The sequence below is a fragment of the Streptomyces sp. NBC_01298 genome (assembly GCF_035978755.1).
GTDB lineage: Bacteria > Actinomycetota > Actinomycetes > Streptomycetales > Streptomycetaceae > Streptomyces.
This window is the reverse complement of record NZ_CP108414.1, coordinates 6,248,953-6,266,261: the sequence shown is the minus strand read 5'-3', so window position 1 is coordinate 6,266,261 and position 17,309 is coordinate 6,248,953. Positions and strand designations below refer to the sequence as shown.

General features: G+C 72.2%; 18 protein-coding genes. 11 read left to right on the top strand and 7 right to left on the bottom strand.

Annotation, left to right across the window (positions count from 1 at the left end):
- Positions 1-20 precede the first annotated feature (20 nt).
- Positions 21-1,055: an aldo/keto reductase gene (locus OG730_RS28445; protein ID WP_327306903.1), complete on the bottom strand. Its 1,035-nt coding sequence runs from the start codon at positions 1,053-1,055 to the stop codon at positions 21-23.
- Positions 1,052-1,468, bottom strand: a complete 417-nt coding sequence (locus OG730_RS28440) for a MerR family transcriptional regulator (protein WP_327306902.1) — start codon at positions 1,466-1,468, stop codon at positions 1,052-1,054. The genes OG730_RS28445 and OG730_RS28440 overlap by 4 nt, the downstream gene beginning before the upstream one ends.
- A 51-nt stretch (positions 1,469-1,519) precedes the next feature.
- Here OG730_RS28440 and OG730_RS28435 point away from each other — a divergent pair, with 51 nt between their 5' ends.
- Positions 1,520-2,347 (top strand): serine hydrolase domain-containing protein, encoded by an 828-nt coding sequence (locus OG730_RS28435; protein ID WP_327306901.1) that lies wholly within the window; start codon positions 1,520-1,522, stop codon positions 2,345-2,347.
- Between the two features lie 51 nt (positions 2,348-2,398).
- Here the strand turns inward: OG730_RS28435 and OG730_RS28430 are convergent, their stop codons facing one another.
- A complete protein-coding gene (locus OG730_RS28430) occupies positions 2,399-3,070 on the bottom strand; it encodes a pirin family protein (protein WP_327306900.1) in 672 nt (223 codons plus the stop codon).
- A gap of 80 nt (positions 3,071-3,150) precedes the next feature.
- Between OG730_RS28430 and OG730_RS28425 the strand changes: the two genes are divergently transcribed.
- From OG730_RS28425 to OG730_RS28405, 5 genes are all read left to right on the top strand, one after another.
- On the top strand, positions 3,151-4,368 hold the full coding sequence (locus OG730_RS28425) for a PucR family transcriptional regulator (protein ID WP_327306899.1): 1,218 nt from the start codon (positions 3,151-3,153) through the stop codon (positions 4,366-4,368).
- A gap of 89 nt (positions 4,369-4,457) precedes the next feature.
- A complete protein-coding gene (locus OG730_RS28420; RefSeq protein WP_327306898.1) occupies positions 4,458-5,384 on the top strand; it encodes an ACP S-malonyltransferase in 927 nt (308 codons plus the stop codon).
- A 19-nt stretch (positions 5,385-5,403) separates the two neighbouring features.
- Positions 5,404-6,408 (top strand): ketoacyl-ACP synthase III, encoded by a 1,005-nt coding sequence (locus tag OG730_RS28415; RefSeq protein WP_327306897.1) that lies wholly within the window; start codon positions 5,404-5,406, stop codon positions 6,406-6,408.
- A 63-nt stretch (positions 6,409-6,471) separates the two neighbouring features.
- A complete protein-coding gene (locus OG730_RS28410) occupies positions 6,472-6,720 on the top strand; it encodes an acyl carrier protein (protein ID WP_327306896.1) in 249 nt (82 codons plus the stop codon).
- 76 nt (positions 6,721-6,796) lie between these two features.
- On the top strand, positions 6,797-8,074 hold the full coding sequence (locus OG730_RS28405; protein ID WP_327306895.1) for a beta-ketoacyl-[acyl-carrier-protein] synthase family protein: 1,278 nt from the start codon (positions 6,797-6,799) through the stop codon (positions 8,072-8,074).
- Positions 8,075-8,240: 166 nt separating this feature from the next.
- Here the strand turns inward: OG730_RS28405 and OG730_RS28400 are convergent, their stop codons facing one another.
- Positions 8,241-8,735, bottom strand: a complete 495-nt coding sequence (locus OG730_RS28400; RefSeq protein WP_254385450.1) for a DUF3145 domain-containing protein — start codon at positions 8,733-8,735, stop codon at positions 8,241-8,243.
- A gap of 250 nt (positions 8,736-8,985) precedes the next feature.
- Between OG730_RS28400 and OG730_RS28395 the strand changes: the two genes are divergently transcribed.
- Entirely contained in the window at positions 8,986-9,897 is a 912-nt protein-coding gene (locus OG730_RS28395; protein ID WP_327306894.1) for a GDSL-type esterase/lipase family protein, read from the top strand.
- Positions 9,898-9,987: 90 nt separating this feature from the next.
- Here the strand turns inward: OG730_RS28395 and OG730_RS28390 are convergent, their stop codons facing one another.
- Entirely contained in the window at positions 9,988-12,441 is a 2,454-nt protein-coding gene (locus tag OG730_RS28390; protein WP_327306893.1) for a beta-glucosidase family protein, read from the bottom strand.
- A gap of 186 nt (positions 12,442-12,627) precedes the next feature.
- Here OG730_RS28390 and OG730_RS28385 point away from each other — a divergent pair, with 186 nt between their 5' ends.
- The 3 genes from OG730_RS28385 (at position 12,628) to OG730_RS28375 (ending at position 14,964) form a co-directional block, all read left to right on the top strand.
- Complete coding sequence (locus OG730_RS28385; protein WP_327306892.1) at positions 12,628-13,212, top strand: TetR/AcrR family transcriptional regulator; 585 nt, start codon at positions 12,628-12,630, stop codon at positions 13,210-13,212.
- A 25-nt stretch (positions 13,213-13,237) separates the two neighbouring features.
- Positions 13,238-13,987 (top strand): carbon-nitrogen hydrolase family protein, encoded by a 750-nt coding sequence (locus OG730_RS28380; RefSeq protein ID WP_327306891.1) that lies wholly within the window; start codon positions 13,238-13,240, stop codon positions 13,985-13,987.
- 242 nt (positions 13,988-14,229) lie between these two features.
- Positions 14,230-14,964 (top strand): class I SAM-dependent methyltransferase, encoded by a 735-nt coding sequence (locus OG730_RS28375; protein ID WP_327306890.1) that lies wholly within the window; start codon positions 14,230-14,232, stop codon positions 14,962-14,964.
- A 37-nt stretch (positions 14,965-15,001) separates the two neighbouring features.
- Here the strand turns inward: OG730_RS28375 and OG730_RS28370 are convergent, their stop codons facing one another.
- On the bottom strand, positions 15,002-15,352 hold the full coding sequence (locus OG730_RS28370; RefSeq protein ID WP_327306889.1) for a winged helix-turn-helix transcriptional regulator: 351 nt from the start codon (positions 15,350-15,352) through the stop codon (positions 15,002-15,004).
- 97 nt (positions 15,353-15,449) lie between these two features.
- On the opposite strand from OG730_RS28370, the gene OG730_RS28365 reads away from it, so the two are divergent.
- Positions 15,450-16,361, top strand: a complete 912-nt coding sequence (locus OG730_RS28365; RefSeq protein WP_327306888.1) for an NAD(P)-dependent oxidoreductase — start codon at positions 15,450-15,452, stop codon at positions 16,359-16,361.
- Here OG730_RS28365 and OG730_RS28360 read toward each other — a convergent pair.
- On the bottom strand, positions 16,351-17,238 hold the full coding sequence (locus tag OG730_RS28360; RefSeq protein ID WP_327306887.1) for an EI24 domain-containing protein: 888 nt from the start codon (positions 17,236-17,238) through the stop codon (positions 16,351-16,353). The two genes, OG730_RS28365 and OG730_RS28360, sit on opposite strands and share 11 nt — an antisense overlap.
- Between the last annotated feature and the right edge of the window lie 71 nt (positions 17,239-17,309).

Sequence of the window (17,309 nt, the reverse complement as noted above, 5' to 3'; positions counted from 1 at the left end):
ACGCCGGACGGCTGAAAGACCTACCCCTCGCGCGCCACCGAGGTCGCGCTCATGTCCGGGTAGCGGTCGCCCGCGACCTGGGCCGCGATCGGTTCCAGCAGGGCGAGTTCCGCCGTCGTCAGGGTGATGCGGGTCGCCGCCGTGTTCTCCGCGAGGCGGGAGGGCTTGCGGGTGCCCGGGATCGGGACGACCGTCAGGCCGTGCACCGCCGCCCGCTGCTGCACCCACGCCAGGGCGATCTGCGCCGGCGTGGCCCCGCGGGCCGCCGCGATCTCCCGGACGGGGGTCAGGAGCTCCCCGTTCGTCTTCGCGTTGTCACCGGTGAACCGGGGCTGGTACTTGCGGAAGTCATCGGCCGTCAGATCCGCCGACGCGTCCGCGAAGGACCCGGTCAGGAAGCCGCGCCCGAGCGGGGAGTACGGCACGAAGGCCACGCCCAGCTCCGCCGCCGCGCCCACCGCGCTGCGCTCCACGTCCCGGCTGAACAGCGACCACTCCGACTGGAGCGCCGCGATCGGGTGCACCGCGTGCGCCTCGCGCAGCTCGGCGCCGGTCACCTCGCTGAGCCCGAGGTGGAGCACCTTGCCCTCCTTCACCAGCTCCGCCATCGCGCCCACCGACTCGGCGAACGGGACGGCCGGGTCGCGCCGGTGCATGTAGTAGAGGTCGATCACCTCGGTGCCCAGCCTGCGCAGGCTGTCCTCCACAGCGCCGCGGATGTAGGCGCGGTCGTTGCGGACCGCCCGGTACTGCGGGTCGTCCGTCCGTTCTATGGCGAACTTCGTGGCGAGGGTGATCCGGTCGCGGTGCGCGGCCACGAACGGCGCGAGGAACTCCTCGTTGGCGCCCCGCCCGTAGATGTCGGCGGTGTCGAAGAGCGTGACCCCGGCGTCCAGTGCCGCGTCCAGGGTCTGCCGGGCCGCCGCCTCGTCCGTCTCCCCGTAGAACTCGCTCATGCCCATGCAGCCGAGCCCCTGGACGCCCACCAGCGGTCCGCCCGCGCCCAGTTCGACCTGCTCGATCCGTGCCGTGTCGCCTGCCGTGTTTCCGGTCATGTCCGGTCTGCCTCTCCCGCGACGGTGGTGCACATCGCATACGTATCGATCTTGTAGTCCAGTACCGCGAGCGCGTCGGTCAGTTCCGCGATCCGCGTCCGCACCTCGTCGCGCGTGCGCTCCAGCAGCTCCCGCCGGTCGTCGGCGGTGTGCGGGCCCTCGCGGACGAGTTCCGCGTACCGGACCATGTCCGCCACCGACATTCCGGTGGTGCGCAACTTCCCGACGAAACCCAGCCATTCGAGATCCTTGTCGGTGAACCGCCGCTGCCCCGAGTGCGAGCGGTCCACGTGCGGCATCAGGCCGATCCGCTCGTACCAGCGCAAGGTGTGCTGGGTCAGACCGGTCCGTGCCTCGACCTCGCTGATCGTGTACCGCGTCCGCGTCTGCAGGGGGGTCTGGGTCAGGCTCATGACTCCACGCTAAATCCTTGGAGTGCACTCCAAGCAAGTACCCTCGGCCGCATGGAGAGCTTGCAGAGTCTGCGCATCATCGAGAACTGGCCGGTTCCGACCGCTGCCGCGGCCGTGGTCGACTCCGACGGGACCGTGCTCGGTACGCACGGCCCGGTGGACCACCGCTTCCCGCTGGCCTCCGTCACCAAGCCGCTCACCGCCTACGCCGCCCTCGTCGCCTACGAGGAGGGCGCGATCGAGCTGGACGAACCGGCAGGGCCCGTGGGCTCCACCGTGCGCCACCTGCTCGCCCACACCAGCGGCCTGGCCTTCGACGAGCACCGGGTGACGGCCCCTCCCGGGGAGCGCCGGCTGTACTCGAACGCCGGTTTCGAGGAGCTCGGCGACCACATCGCGAAGGCCACCGGGATCCCCTTCGCCGCGTACCTGGCCGAGGCCGTCTTCGAGCCGCTGGGCATGGGGTCGAGCAGCCTGGAGGGCTCGCCCGCCAAGGACGGCGTCTCCACCGTCTCCGACCTGCTGCGCTTCGCCGCCGAACTCCAGCAGCCCCGGCTGCTGGACGTCCGCACCGTCGCGGAGGCCACCTCCGTGGTCCACCCCGGGCTCAAGGGCGTGCTGCCCGGCTACGGCCACCAGTCCCCCAACGACTGGGGTCTCGGCCTGGAGATCCGCGACGGGAAGGCCCCGCACTGGACGGGCGCCGGGTCCTCGCCGCGCACCTTCGGGCACTTCGGGCAGTCCGGGACCTTCCTGTGGGTGGACCCGGACGCCCGCGCCGCCTGCGTGGCGCTGACCGACCGCGCCTTCGGGCCCTGGGCGGTCGAGGCCTGGCCGCCGTTCACCGACGCGGTGCTCGCCGAGCTCAGGACCCGCTGAGGCCCCTGCGGGTCCTACGGGAAATGCGGGACCTGCGCCTACGGGCCACGTCTACGCGAACTCCCAGATCAGCACCTCGGCCGGCGAGCCGGCGACCAGTTCCAGCTCCGGCTCGCCGGTGATCCGCACCGAGTCCCCGGGGCTGAGTTCCTCGGCGCCGTCCGCGGATCCGCCGTCCAGCCGCAGGTCTCCCCGTACGACGTGCAGGTACACCCGCCCGGCGGCCGGTACGGCCACCCGCTCGCCCGCGCCGGGACGCCGTACGTGCAGGACGGCCCCGGCGGCCGGCACGGCGTAGGGCGTGCCGTCGGCGATCCCCCGGACCAGCGCGTACGAGGGCTCCCCGGCCGGATCGGCCGGGGCCAGCCACATCTGGACGAACCGCAGCGGACCGGAGCCGTCGTTGCGCTCCGCGTGCCGGGTCCCGGACGCCGCGCCGAGGTGCTGTACGTCACCGGGCCGCACCAGGGTGGTGGCGCCCTCGGCGTCCCGGTGGGTGAGCTCGCCCTCGGCCACCCAGGTCACGATCTCGGTGTGGCTGTGGGGGTGCTCGTCGAAGCCCGCGCCGGGGGCGAGGCTCTCCTCGTTGCACGCCAGGACCGGGCCGAACCGCAGGTTGTCGGGGTCGTAGTGCGCGCCGAAGGAGAAGGCGTGCCGGGTGGTGATCCCGGATCCCGGGTCCCCGCCCTCGTACCGGTCGGGGCTTCGGCGTACATCGATCATGGGGGCCACCGTAGCCCCGGAGCGCGGCCCGGGACGGGACCGGACTCCGCGCAGCGGTTCCGATAAGGCAGTCTTGTCACGTGCCCCAACCCGAACGTGAGCATTCACCCGCGGCCCATCCCGCACATCCGGCTCCGGCCCATCCGCACGCGGCGACGCTGCGCCGACTGGAGAAGTCTTCCGGCCGGCTCGCCGCCAACGCCATCGCGCGCATGGACGAGACGCTGTCGTGGTACCGGGCGATGCCGCCGGAGAACCGGTCCTGGATCGGCCTGGTCGCCCAGGCCGGCATCGCCGCGTTCACCGAGTGGTTCCGGCATCCGGAGACCCCCCAGGCGATCTCCACCGATGTCTTCGGGACGGCTCCGCGCGAGCTGACCCGGGCGATCACCCTGCGCCAGACCGTCGAGATGGTGCGGACCACGATCGAGGTCATGGAGACCGCGATCGACGAGGTCGCCGCGCCCGGCGACGAGTCGATCCTGCGCGAGGCCCTGCTCGTGTACGCCCGGGAGATCGCCTTCGCGACCGCCCAGGTGTACGCCCAGGCCGCCGAGGCACGCGGTGCGTGGGACGCCCGGCTGGAGTCCCTGGTGGTCAACGCGGTGCTGTCCGGGGAGGCCGACGAGGGCGCGCTGTCCCGGGCCGCGGCCCTCGGCTGGAACTCCCCCGAGCACGTGTGCGTGGTGCTGGGCACGGCGCCGGAGGGCGACAGCGAGCTGACGGTCGAGGCGATCCGGCGGGCGGCCCGCCACCACAAGCTGCAGGTGCTCACCGGTGTGCTGGGTGACCGGCTCGTGGTGATCGCGGGCGGCAGCGACAATCCCATGCAGGTGGCGAAGTCGCTGATCGGGCCGTTCGCGGCGGGTGCGGTGGTCGCCGGACCGGTGGTCCCGGACCTGCTGAACGCCACGAAATCGGCGCAGGCCGCCGCGGCCGGACTCAAGGCCTGTACGGCGTGGCAGGACGCACCGAGGCCGGTCCTCGCGGATGATCTCCTGCCCGAACGCGCCATCGCCTCCGACCCTGCGGCCCGCGAGCAGTTGGTGGAGGAGATCTACAGACCGCTCGAAGAGGCGGGCTCGGCCCTCCTGGAAACGCTGAGTGTTTATCTGGAGCAGGCGAGCAGCCTGGAAGGCGCGGCCCGGATGCTGTTCGTACACCCGAACACCGTGCGCTACCGGCTGCGACGTGTGACAGACGTCACCGGCTGGTCGCCCTCTGATGTCCGCTCCGCGTTCACGCTGCGAATCGCCCTGATCCTCGGACGTCTAGCCGACGGCGATCCTCAGTCCTAAGCTTTTGTCGGACATCAACAATTACCCCGATGGTTCTTCGTCCCTGTCCCCACGGGCGGCGCGGACCGAACACAAGAGAGAGTGTGAGGGTGCTCGTACTCGTCGCTCCCGGCCAAGGCGCACAGACGCCCGGCTTCCTGACTCCCTGGCTCGAACTGCCCGGCGCCGCTGACCGCGTCGCCGGCTGGTCGGACGCCATCGGGCTCGACCTTGCCCACTACGGCACCAAGGCCGACGCGGACGAGATCCGCGACACGGCCGTCGCACAGCCCCTGCTGGTGGCCGCCGGCCTCCTCGCCGCGGCCGAGCTGACCACCAAGGCCGGCCCCGGCGCCTTCGGCGCGGTGGCGGGCCACAGCGTCGGCGAGATCACCGCCGCCGCGTACGCCGGGGTGCTGTCCGACGCGGACGCGCTGTCCTTCGTACGCACCCGCGGGCTCGCCATGGCCGAGGCCGCGGCGACCACCGCGACGGGCATGGCCGCCGTGCTCGGCGGGGACCCGGACGTCGTCGTCGCCCACCTGGAGAAGCTGGGTCTGACCGCGGCGAACGTCAACGGCGCGGGCCAGATCGTCGCCGCGGGGACCATGGAGCAGATCGCGGCCCTGGAGGCCGAGAAGCCCGAGGGTTCCATGAAGGTCGTCGCCCTCAAGGTCGCGGGCGCCTTCCACACGCACCACATGGCTCCGGCGGTCGCCGGTCTGGAGAAGGCCGCCACGGCCCTCTCCCCGGCCGACCCGGCGCTGACGTACGTATCGAACAAGGATGGTCAGGTCGTGACCACGGGCGCCGACGTCGTCGCCCGGCTGGTTGGCCAGGTGGCCAACCCGGTCCGCTGGGACCTGTGCATGGAGACGTTCGCCGCACTGGGCGTCACCGGGATCGTCGAGCTGTCTCCCGGTGGCACCCTGACGGGTCTGGCCAAGCGCGCGCTGAAGGGCGTACCGAGCGTGGCGCTGAAGACCCCGGACGATCTCGACAAGGCCGCGGCTCTCGTCACCGAGCACGCGGTCTGAGAGAAGGAGCCCACTCAGCATGTCGAAGATCAAGCCTGCCAAGGGCTCCCCGTACGCCCGCATCCTCGGTGTCGGCGGCTACCGTCCGATCCGCGTGGTGCCGAACGAGGTCATCCTCGAAACCATCGACTCCTCCGACGAGTGGATCCGGTCCCGCTCCGGCATCGCCACGCGGCACTGGGCCTCCCCCCAGGAGACCGTCGCCGCGATGTCGGTGGAGGCCTCGGGCAAGGCCCTGGCCGCCGCCGGGATCGCCCCGGAGAAGATCGGCGCCGTGATCGTCTCGACGGTGTCGCACTTCAAGCAGACCCCGGCCGTGGCGACCGAGATCGCGCACCGCATCGGCGCGGGCAAGCCCGCCGCCTTCGACATCTCCGCGGGCTGCGCGGGGTTCGGCTACGGCCTGACCCTGGCCAAGGGGCTCGTCGTCGAGGGTTCCGCGGAGTACGTCCTCGTCATCGGCGTGGAGCGGCTCTCGGACCTGACCGACCTGGAGGACCGCGCGACGGCCTTCCTCTTCGGTGACGGCGCGGGCGCCGTGGTCGTCGGCCCCTCGGACGAGCCGGCCATCGGCCCCACGGTGTGGGGTTCGGAGGGCGACAAGTCGGAGACCATCAAGCAGACCGTGCCGTGGGACGAGTACCTCGGCAAGGACGGCGGCGAAAAATTTCCGGCCATCACGCAGGAGGGCCAGGCGGTGTTCCGCTGGGCCGTCTTCGAGATGGCCAAGGTGGCCCAGCAGGCGCTCGACGCAGCCGGGATCACCGCCGATGACCTGGACGTCTTCATTCCGCACCAGGCGAACATGCGGATCATCGACTCGATGGTGAAGACTCTGAAGCTGCCGGAGCACGTCACGGTCGCCCGTGACATCGAAACCACCGGCAACACCTCGGCCGCCTCGATCCCGCTCGCAATGGAGCGGCTCCTGGCGACCGGAGCGGCGAAGAGCGGCGACACCGCGCTCGTCATCGGCTTCGGGGCGGGGCTCGTCTACGCCGCCACGGTCGTTACCCTCCCCTAGGGCCCGGGATCCACATCCCGGACTCCGTTCGACCCCAGCTAGCTATATAGAAGGAGCGCCAACATGGCCTTCACCCAGGAAGAAATCGTCGAAGGTCTCGCGGAGATCGTGAACGAGATCGCCGGCATCCCGGTCGAGGACGTCCAGCTCGAGAAGTCCTTCACCGACGACCTGGACGTCGACTCGCTGTCCATGGTCGAGGTCGTCGTCGCCGCCGAAGAGCGCTTCGAGGTGAAGATCCCGGACGAGGACGTCAAGGGTCTCAAGACCGTCGGCGACGCCGCGAAGTACATCCTCGACAACCAGGCCTGAGCCTGACGAGCGTTTGTCGCCACCTGGCGGTGGCGCCGTGACAATTCACCCCCTGAAACGTGGAGAAAGAATTCCTGTGAGCCCGACCAATCGCACCGTGGTCGTCACCGGTATCGGCGCAACCACTCCGCTGGGTGGCGACAGCGCTTCGACCTGGGAAGGCCTGCTTGCCGGCCGTTCCGGCGTAAGGCCCCTCGAAGGTGAGCGCTTCGCCGAACTCCCGGTCCGTATCGCCGCCACCGCCGCCGTGGACCCGAATGAGGTCCTCCCCCGGCCGCTGGCCCGCAAGCTGGACCGCTCGGCCCAGTTCGCGATCATCGCGGCCCGCGAGGCGTGGGCCGACGCCGGTTACACCGCCCCGGCGGGCGCAGAGACGACGACGGGCGCTTCCATCGCGCCCGAGCGCCTGGGCACCGTCATCGCTTCCGGCATCGGCGGCGTGACCACCCTGCTCGACCAGTACGACGTACTGAAGGAAAAGGGTGTGCGCCGGGTCTCCCCGCACACCGTCCCCATGCTCATGCCCAACGGTCCGTCGGCCAACGTCGGCCTGGAGGTCAACGCCCGCGCGGGCGTGCACACTCCGGTCAGCGCCTGCGCCTCCGGCGCCGAGGCCATCGGCTACGCCGTCGAGATGATCCGTACCGGCCGTGCCGACGTGGTCGTCGCCGGCGGTACCGAGGCGGCCATCCACCCGCTGCCGATCGCGGCGTTCGCCAACATGATGGCGATGTCCAAGAACAACGAGAACCCGACCACGGCCTCGCGTCCGTACGACAAGGCCCGCGACGGCTTCGTCCTCGGCGAGGGCGCGGGCGTCGTGGTCCTGGAGTCCGCGGAGCACGCCGCCGCGCGCGGCGCCCGCGTCTACTGCGAGGTGCTGGGCCAGGGCCTGTCCGCGGACAGCCACCACATCGCGCAGCCGGAGCCCACCGGCCGCGGCGTCTCGGCCGCGCTGCAGAACCTGCTCGACAACACGGGCCTGGACCCGGCCGAGCTGGTCCACGTGAACGCGCACGCCACGTCCACCCCGCAGGGTGACACGGCCGAGCTGAAGGCCCTGCGCAAGGTGCTGGGCGAGGACCTCGACCACATCGCGATCTCGGCCACGAAGTCGATGACCGGTCACCTCCTGGGTGGCGCGGGCGGCATCGAGACCGTCGCGACGGTGCTGGCGCTGTACCACCGCCTCGCCCCGCCGACGATCAACCTCGACGACATCGACGACGACATCGACGCGGACATCGTGCGCGACGAGCCCCGCAAGCTCCCCGCCGACGGCCCGATCTCCGCGATCAACAACTCCTTCGGCTTCGGCGGCCACAACGTCTCCCTGGCCTTCAGGACTGTCTGAGTCACCGCACGCGCGAAGGGCCCCGCTCGGCATCTGCCGGACGGGGCCTTCTGCGTGCCGGTTGCGGTGTCCAAACGACGAGCACCGCAACCATCAATTGAGGAACCCCAACGGCGAGCAACCAGGTCCGCGAGAGCGGCGCCGGTTTAGGCGCAAAGGGGGGGCCTCAGACGACCTGGTGGAGCCAGCGCACCGGGGCGCCCTCGCCCGCGTAGCGGAAGGGTTCGAGCTCGTCGTCCCAGGGTTTGCCGAGCAGTTTGGCGATCTCCTCCTCCAGGTCCGTCTCGCCGTGCGCGGACCGGGCGAGGGCGGCGCGCAGCCGGTCCTCGGGGATCAGGATGTCGCCGTGCATGCCGGTGACGGCGTGGAAGATGCCCAGGTGCGGGGTGGAGCTGTAGCGCTCGCCCTCGGCGGTCGGACAGGGTTCCGCGGTCACTTCGAAGCGGAGCAGGTGCCATCCGCGCAGCGCGGAGGCGAGTTTCGAGGCGGTGCCCGCCTCGGCCTGCCAGGAGAACTCGGCTCTCCAGGTGCCCGGGGAGGCGGGCTGACGGATCCAGTCGAGGTTCACCCGCACCCCGAGCACCCCCGCAACAGCCCATTCCACGTGCGGGCAGAGCGCGCGCGGTGCGGAGTGCACGTACAGGACTCCACGTGTCGTCACCGGGACCTCCAGTGTGGGACGAGGTCGGGAATAAACTCCAGAAAACGGACAGTATGTGACGTGATGTAATGTAACGGAAATTATTTGACATTGCGTTGCGGGACTTGCGGCCGAAACGCCACGGGAAAAAGCTACCGTGCGCCGGGGGTCATGGTGTGACGTACGGTCGCTCCAGGGCCCGTAAACACAGAGCATTCACTCAGCAGGACGCCGCCGAATGACACGGGGGCGACGAGGAGGGACCTTCCGCATGCGCACCACCGCCCCACGCCGCCGCGCGCGTCGGACTTCCGCGGGTGCGGTTGCGGGCGCGGCGGCCGCCCTGATGGTCCTGGCCACCGGTGCGCTGACCGGGTGTTCGGCGGACACGGCGAAGCCCGGGGGCGAGCGCGGGGCGCAGGCGGCCCCGCGGTGGAACACCGCACCGGCCTCGGTCGCCGCCGTGGGCGACTCCATCACGCGCGGTTTCGACGCCTGTTCGGTGCTGGCCGACTGCCCCGAGGCCTCCTGGGCCACCGGCGACGACCCCGAGGTGCGCTCGCTGGCCGCCCGGCTGCTCGGCGAGGCCGAGGCTCCCGCGCGCAGCTGGAACTACGCGGTGACCGGCTCCCGGATGGCGGACCTGCCGGGCCAGCTCGCCTCGGCCGCCGCGCACAAGCCCGGCCTGGTCACGGTGATGGTGGGCTCCAACGACGCCTGCCGGCCCTCCGCGTCGTCGATGACCCCGCTGGCCGCCTTCCGCTCCGGATTCGAGAAGGCGCTGGCCGGTCTGCGGGCGGCCTCGCCGGCCTCGCAGGTGTACGTCTCCAGCGTCCCGGACCTCCAGCGGCTGTGGGAGCAGGGCAAGGACGACCCGATGGTGCGGCGGATCTGGAAGCTGGGCATCTGCCAGTCGATGCTCGCCGATCCGACCTCGGCGACCGCCGGTGCGACGGCCCGGCGGGAGCGGGTGCGGGCGCGCGTGGTCGAGTACAACGAGGTCCTGCGCGAGGTCTGCGCGAAGGACGAACTGTGCCGCTACGACGGCGGCGCGGTCTTCCAGTACCCCTTCGCGGCGGAGCAGTTGAGCCGCTGGGACTGGTTCCATCCGGGCAAGGACGGGCAGGCGCGGCTCGCGGAACTGGCGCACCGACAGGTGACGTCCGCCGAGCCTCCGCGTTGACGCGGCAGGTGGATCGGACCGGGGACGGGTGTCAGGGCCCGCCCCCGGTCCAGCTCTTTCAATCGCCCCGATAGGGGTGATTTCCGGCCATTACAGGTCGAGGGCCGCCGTCAGCCGCGTGTCGCCGTGCGAACGGCTCGCGCGGACCTCGTAGCCGCCGCCGATCCGCCGCCAGGACAGGGACGGCTGGTCCCAGATCTCGAAGGCGCGCTCCGGCAGCGGGATCTCCACGTCGACGCTCTCGCCGGGGCCCGCGGTCACGCTCGCGAAGCCCGCCAGCCAGCTCGCCGGGCGCTCCACGCCGTCCGCGACCGGCGCCAGGTAGACCTGTACGGTCTCGCGGCCCGGCCGGGTGCCGGTGTTGGTGACGCGGACCTTCGCCAGCGTGGGAGTGGCCTCCAGGGACTCGTACGCCCAGTCCGTGTAGCCGAGGCCGTGCCCGAAGGGGAACGCCGGGGCGATCCCGTGCTTCTCGTAGGCCCGGTAGCCGATGAAGAGCCCCTCGGTGTACTCCAGGCGCCCCTCGGTGGGGGTGACTTCGGTGACCGGCGCGTCGGCGAACTCGGCGGGCCAGGTGGTGGGCAGCCGCCCGCCCGGCTCGGCCTCGCCGAGGAGTACGTCGGCCAGCGCGGCCCCGCCCTCCTGCCCGGGGAACCAGGTCAGCAGGACCGCGGCGACCTCCTCGCGCCACGGGAGTTCCACCGGGGAGCCCGCGTTGACGACGACCACGGTGTTCGGGTTGACCGCGGCCACGGCGCGCACCAGGTCGTTCTGGCGGCCCGGGAGGGTGAGGTCCTTGCGGTCGAAGCCCTCGGACTCCACCCGCTCGGTGGTGGCGACGACCACGACGGCGGTGTCGGCGGCGCGCGCGGCCTCCACGGCCTCGGCGATGAGCTCGTCGGCGGAGCGCTGCGGACCGAGGTGGAGGAAGGAGAACATGATCGCCTTGAGCGGCAGGGTCGTCATGTCGGGGACCTGGTAGGTCAGCGAGACCTCGACGGCTTCGCCCTCGGTGAGGGTGAGGCGGGTCCGCACCTGCGGAGCGCCGAAGAAGGCCTCGAAGGGGTCGGCCTCGTCACCCATCGGCTGGACCCCGTCGAAGCGGGTCTCGCCGCCGACGGCGAGCGTGAAGGCGCCGAGTCCGCGGGTGCCGAAGGCGTGCTCGCCGCTCTCGCGCGGGACGAACGTACCGGTGACTTTGATGCTCGCCATCGTCGCGTAGGTGACGCCCTCGGGCAGGTCGTCGCCGATCCACTGGACCTGGCCGGTGGGCAGCGAGCCGGTGCCGAGGACCGCGCCGGAGGCGTCCCGGCAGACCGCGCGGAGCTGGAAGCCCTTGTCCGCGGGGGTCAGTTCGTCGCTGGGGTCGGCGCCGACGGTGAAGGTGAGCGCGCCTTCGGGCAGGGCCTCGGTGAGTCCGTCGAGCGGGGAGACGATCCGCTCGGGGAAGACGGTGGCGCTGCCGCCGCCGAGGACGCGGGCGTCGCGGGCGGCGGCGCCACTGAGGGCGACGGTGCCGCCGGGGGCGAGCGGGAGCACGGGCTTTCCGGCGGCGACGGGCTCGTTGCGTACGAGGACGAAGCCGCGGGCGGCCAGCTCGCGGGCCAGCGCCTGGCCGTCGATGGGGGCCGGGACCTCGCCGACCGCCGCGGGGGCGCCTTCCAGGATGCCGACGCGGGCGGCGAGGCGCAGGACGTTGCGGACGGCCCCGTCGACGGCGGCCTCGGGGACCTCCCCGGCGCGGACGGCGTCGGCGAGCGGAGCGCCGTAGACGGTGACGGGGCCGGGCATGGCCACGTCCATGCCGCCGAGGATGTCGCCGGTGGTGGAGCGGGCGGCCATCCAGTCGGAGACGTTGTAGCCGTCGAAGCCCCACTCGCCGCGCAGGACCTCGTTGACGAGGTAGCGGTGCTCGGTCATGGTCGTGCCGTTGACCCGGTTGTAGGCGGTCATGATGCCCCACGGGTGGGCGTTGGCGACGATGGCCTCGAAGGGGGCCAGGTACAGCTCGCGCAGCGGGCGCGGGGCGATGACGCTGTCGACGGTGAACCGCTCGGTCTCGGCGTCGTTGCCGACGAAGTGCTTGACGGTGGTGCCGACCCCGCCGTCCTGGACGCCGTTCACGTAGCCGCTGCCGACCGCGCCGGTGAGGTACGGGTCCTCGGAGTAGCACTCGAAGTGCCGGCCGCCGAGCGGGGAGCGGTGCAGGTTGACGGTGGGCGCGAGCAGGACGTGGACGCCCTTGCGGCGGGCCTCCTGGGCGAGGAGGCGGCCGGCCCGGCGGGCGAGCTCGGGGTCCCACGCGGCGGCGAGCGCGGTCGGGGAGGGCAGGGCGATCGACGGGTCGTCGGCGGTCCAGCGCACGCCGCGCACCCCGATGGGGCCGTCGGACATGACCAGGGACTTCAGCCCGATCTCGGGTACGGCGGGCAGCGACCACATGTCCTGGCCGGCCAGCAGCCGGGCCTTGGTGTCGAGGTCCAGCTTGCCCAGGGCCGTCTCTACGGCGTCGTTGCGGACCTGATCGGCATCGGTCACGGCCATGCCTCCTCGTTGAGTGCGGGTAGCGGCGCACAGGACCGGGCTTCCGCCGTGCGGGGCGGATGCGCGGTGCGGCTGGCTCCATCGTGGACCGGTTACCTGTAGAGCGGTAGGGTTCGTAACCTGTTCGTAATGTCTCGATGACGTACGGTCCTGCTGCGAGGTGCGCGGCGGAAGGAGTGGCGGGCGATGGTCAGGGCCAGAAGTGAGGAACGGCGCGTGGAGATCGTCCGCGCGGCCGTCGAGGTGATCGCCGAACGCGGCTACCGGGGCGCGGCCCTGGGCGCGGTCGCCGAGCGGGTGGGCCTGACCCAGCAGGGACTGCTGCACTACTTCCCGACCAAGGAGGCGCTGCTGGTCGCGGTCCTGGAGGAGCGCGACCGCTGGGACACCGGCGGCGGCGCCGCCCTGGCCGAAGCCTGGCGCCCGGACCTGCTGGCCTCGCTGGTGGAGTACAACGCCATGCGCCCCGGCATCGTGCAGACCTTCTCGGCGCTGCTCGGCGAGAGCGTCACCGAGGGCCACCCGGCGCGGGAGTTCTTCGCCGAGCGGTACGCGCAGGTGCGCTCCGCGATGGCGGCGGTCCTGCGCGCGGAGTACGGCGAGCGGCTCCCCTCGGGCCTCACCCCCGAGCAGGCCGCCCCGCTGCTGGCCGCCGTGATGGACGGCCTCCAGTACCAGTGGCTGCTGGCCCCGGAATCCGTGGACATGCCCGGCACCTTCCGCGTCTTCCTGGACCTGATCCAGGGGCCCCGGGCCGAAGACTCGCCCTGATCTCCGGGCTGGCATGCTGGGCCGGATGAAGATCGCCGCCGCGCAGCTGAGCTGTGTTCCCGCCGACGTGTCCGCCAACGCCGTACGGGCGGCCGCGCTCGCCGTGCGGGCCCGGGAGGAGGGCGCCGGACTGGTCGTGTTCCCCGAGCTCACGCTGACCGGCTACGAGTTGGCCGCGCTCACCGCCGACCCCGGCCTGTGGCTGGCCGACGCCGAGGACCCCCGACTGGACCCCGTCCGGTCCACCGGGATCGCCACCGCCCTCAACGTCGCCCTGCGCACGGACGGCCCCCGGCCCGTCATCGCGACCCTGGTCCACGACGCGGACGGCACGCACCTGACCACGTACGCCAAGCAGCACCTGTTCCGCCACGAGCAGGAGGTCTTCGCCGCCGGGTCGGTCCCGGGCCGCTTCGAGCTCGGCGGGATCCGCTTCTCCCTGGGGATCTGCTTCGACAACCACTTCGCGGACGTGCCCGCCGCGGGCGCCGCGGCCGGCTGCCGGGTCCACCTGGCGAGCTCGCTCTACGGCACGGGCGACGGCGTCGCCGAGCGGGCGGCGATCCACCCGGGGATCGCACGGGACTTCGGGATGTACGTGGCCCTCGCCAACCACGTAGGCCCCGCCGGACCGTGGACCGGCTGTGGGGGCGCGGCGGTGTGGGCTCCGGACGGGACTCTGCTGGCCGAGGGGGACGCGAGCGCGCCTTCGGTCGCCGTGGCGGAGGTGCCCGTGGAAGTGCCGGCGGAGGCGTCGGTGGAGGCGTCGGCCTGACGGGGCGTCCGGGCAGACGACTCCGGAACTCGCGTGGAAACAGGGCCCGGACCGGCCGGGAAAGGGCCCGTGGGGGCGCTGGGCGAGGCCCTGGGGCGCCTGCCCTCCCCACCCGCGGGGGCGGGGACCGGCCCGGCGGCGACAAGGCGCCAGATGACCCGTCAGGCATCCCACGCACCCCATCTGACCTGGGCTTTTCTCTGGGCCACCGATAAAATTGGGGACATCTGAAAGGGGTTCGGATGGACCGCACCATACGCAGTATCGACGACGTGCTCGCCCTCATGGACGGCCTCTTCGCACCGGAGGCCGACCGCTGGACCGCCGGCGGTTCCGCCTGGTGGGACGGCTTCTACGCGGACCGCGAGCGGCCGGTGCCGTTCTTCGCGGCGAAGCCCGACGAGAACCTCGTCTCCTGCCTCGACCGCGGGCTGATCCCCGCCGGCGGCCGCGCCCTGGACCTCGGCTGCGGCCCCGGCCGCAACGCCCTGCACCTGGCCGCCCGGGGCTTCGAAGTGGACGCCGTCGACCTCTCCCCGACGGCGCTGGCCTGGGCCGGGGAGCGGGCGCTCGCCGCCGGAGCCCGGGTGCGCTTCCACCACGGGGACGCCTTCGGCGCGGCCGGCGCCGGGCTCGTGGGCCCGTACGACCTGATCTACGACTCGGGCTGCTTCCACCACCTGCCGCCGCACCGCCGGATCAGCTACCTGGCCCTGCTGGACCGGCTGCTGGCCCCGGGCGGCCGCTTCGCCCTGACCTGCTTCGCCTCGGGCGCGATGGGCTCCGAGCTGCCCGACGCGGAGTTCTACGGCCGGGCCCGCCTCGAAGGCGGGCTCGCCTACACCCCGGAGGCGCTGCGCCGGATCTTCGGGGACCTCACCGAGGTGGAGCTGCGCCGGATGAACGACGAGCCCGCGTCCTCCGGTTCCTTCGGCGAGGACTTCCTCTGGACGGCGCTGTTCCGCCGCCCGAAGTGAGCGCCCGGCCCTCCGGGGCGGGTGCCCGGCCCCGTCCTCACACGGGGACCGTCTGGGCGGTGCCGGGGATCAGGTGCTTCGTGCCCCACGCTCCGAGGGCCGCCAGGGCCTCGTTCAGCTCCTGGCCGAGCGGGGTCAGCGAGTACTCCACGCGCGGCGGGACCTCCTCGTAGACCTCGCGGTGGACGATGCCGTCCGTCTCCAGCTCGCGCAGCTGGGCCGCGAGCACCTTCTCCGAGACACCTGGAACCAGGCGGCGCAGTTCGCCGAAGCGTCGCGGGCGCTGCTCCAGCTCCCACAGCACCGACACCTTCCACTTGCCGTCGATCACGGACATCGCCGCGGCGATCCCGCAGTGATCCGCCCCCGGCCGCTGTGTCATTGCCATCGCGCACCCCTCCCCACCTGTTCGCTCACCTCGGGGTAACCACGCACTCCGAAGTGCCTACTTGAGCACCTGACGGCCCTCCACCAGGCTAAACGCCATGACCGACACCAGCACGAAGACCGGCACGAACAACGATGCGAAGACCCCGCTCACCCTCCTCGGACTCGGCGCCATGGGCACCGCCCTCGCCCGCACCTGGCTCGCCGCCGGGCACCCCCTCACCGTCTGGAACCGCACCCCCGCCAAGGCCGATGCCCTCGCGGCCGAAGGCGCCGTCGTCGCCGCGACCGCGGCCGAGGCGGTGGCCGCGAACGGCTTGATCGTGGTCTGCCTGCTGGACCACGCCAGCGTCGGCGAGGCACTGGCGGGCCTGGACCTCACCGGCAAGGACCTGGTCGACCTGACCACCGGCACGCCCGCCGAAGGCCGCGCCCGGGCCGCGTGGGCCCTGGAGCGCGGGGCCCGGTTCCTCGACGCCGGGATCATGGCCACCCCGTCGATGATCGGCGTGCCCGCGGCGGGCGGGTACGTCTTCTACAGCGGCTCCCCCGACCTGTTCGAGGAGCGCCGGAGCACGCTGGAGGTACCGGCCGGCGCCCGCTTCGTCGGCTCCGACCCCGGCCACGCGGCCCTGCACGACGTGGCCCTGCTGAGCGCGATGACCGGGCTGTTCGCCGGGATCTCGCACGCCTACGCGCTGATCGAGGGCGAGGACGTCTCCCCGAAGGACCTGGCTCCGCTGCTGACCGAGTGGCTGGGGGCGATGGGCTTCTTCGTGGGCGCCGCCGCCGAGCGGCTGGTCTCGGGGGACTTCACCACGGGCGTCGAATCGAACCTGGCCATGCAGGTCACGGCGAGCGCCACCTTGCTGAATACCGCCGCGGATCAGGGGGTCAGCGCCGAGCTGATCAGTCCGTACCTGGACCTGATGCGCGAACGCCTGGAAGCCGATCCGACGGCCCACGGCGGCGAGGACACCGCCGGGGTGATCACCCTGCTCAGGCGCTGAGGCTCTTGCCCTGCGCCGGCCCCTGAGGCTGGCCTTGGCCCTGCGCCTGGCCCTGCGCCTGGCCCTGGGGCTGCCCCTGTGCCTGGTTCTGGCCCCGATCCTGGTCCTGCCCCCGCTCCGTGTTCTCGCCGTTCTCGCCGTTCTCGCCCACCAGGTCCCGGACCATGAGGGTCGCCCCGGCCACCGCGCCGGGCATCAGGAACACGGCGACGAGCGGCACCAGGAAGGACAGGACGAGCGGCACTCCGAAGCCCAGCGCCAGCATCCGCCGCGCGCGCAGCAGCGCGAGCTGCTCGGTGAGCTGCACCCGGCGGCGCATCAGGGCGACGGAGGTGAGCTCCTGGGCGAGGAAGAAGCCGGAGACGCAGAAGCCGAGGACGGGCACCACGGTCTGCCCGATCACGGGGACGAAGCCGAGCGCGAAGAGCAGGATCCCGAAGAGCAGCACCCGGCCGAGGATCCGCAGGCTGTCCCGGGCGGAGATCCACAGCTCCTGCGCGAGCGTGAGGCCCGACTCCGGGACCTCGCCGCCCTCGGTGCGGTCGACCTGCTCCGAGAGGGACTCGTAGAACGGCTGCCCCACGAGCAGGGTCACGGCGGTGAAGGTGATCACCGCGAGGAAGAGGCCGAGGGAGAAGACCAGGGCGGTCAGGAAGCCGCGGAAGAGCCCGAGCCACGGGGAGGACCAGTCGTCGGCGAAGGGGGTCGCCCACGCGGTCAGGTCGTCGGCGCCGTAGCCGAGGCCGATGAGGGCGCCGGCGTACAGCACGAGGGAGACGAGCCCGGGCAACAGCCCGAAGCCCAGCCAGCGGCCGTGGCCCAGTACCCATCGCTGTCCGGCCAGCAGATAGCCGAATCCCCCCGCAAGATCACGCATGGGTCCAGTTTAGGGCGGGCGCCCGGACGGGCGGACGCCGGGCATGACGAAGGCCGCACCCCGGTGCCTGG

Excerpts from the sequence above, each read along its gene's own strand:
- OG730_RS28445 (WP_327306903.1), bottom strand. The coding sequence starts at position 1,055 with ATGACCGGAAACACGGCAGGCGACACGGCACGGATCGAGCAGGTCGAA.
- OG730_RS28440 (WP_327306902.1), bottom strand. The coding sequence starts at position 1,468 with ATGAGCCTGACCCAGACCCCCCTGCAGACGCGGACGCGGTACACGATC.
- OG730_RS28435 (WP_327306901.1), top strand. The coding sequence starts at position 1,520 with ATGGAGAGCTTGCAGAGTCTGCGCATCATCGAGAACTGGCCGGTTCCG.
- OG730_RS28430 (WP_327306900.1), bottom strand. The coding sequence starts at position 3,070 with ATGATCGATGTACGCCGAAGCCCCGACCGGTACGAGGGCGGGGACCCG.
- OG730_RS28415 (WP_327306897.1), top strand. The coding sequence starts at position 5,404 with ATGTCGAAGATCAAGCCTGCCAAGGGCTCCCCGTACGCCCGCATCCTC.
- OG730_RS28410 (WP_327306896.1), top strand. The coding sequence starts at position 6,472 with ATGGCCTTCACCCAGGAAGAAATCGTCGAAGGTCTCGCGGAGATCGTG.
- OG730_RS28395 (WP_327306894.1), top strand. The coding sequence starts at position 8,986 with ATGCGCACCACCGCCCCACGCCGCCGCGCGCGTCGGACTTCCGCGGGT.
- OG730_RS28390 (WP_327306893.1), bottom strand. The coding sequence starts at position 12,441 with ATGGCCGTGACCGATGCCGATCAGGTCCGCAACGACGCCGTAGAGACG.
- OG730_RS28385 (WP_327306892.1), top strand. The coding sequence starts at position 12,628 with ATGGTCAGGGCCAGAAGTGAGGAACGGCGCGTGGAGATCGTCCGCGCG.
- OG730_RS28380 (WP_327306891.1), top strand. The coding sequence starts at position 13,238 with ATGAAGATCGCCGCCGCGCAGCTGAGCTGTGTTCCCGCCGACGTGTCC.
- OG730_RS28375 (WP_327306890.1), top strand. The coding sequence starts at position 14,230 with ATGGACCGCACCATACGCAGTATCGACGACGTGCTCGCCCTCATGGAC.
- OG730_RS28370 (WP_327306889.1), bottom strand. The coding sequence starts at position 15,352 with ATGGCAATGACACAGCGGCCGGGGGCGGATCACTGCGGGATCGCCGCG.
- OG730_RS28365 (WP_327306888.1), top strand. The coding sequence starts at position 15,450 with ATGACCGACACCAGCACGAAGACCGGCACGAACAACGATGCGAAGACC.
- OG730_RS28360 (WP_327306887.1), bottom strand. The coding sequence starts at position 17,238 with ATGCGTGATCTTGCGGGGGGATTCGGCTATCTGCTGGCCGGACAGCGA.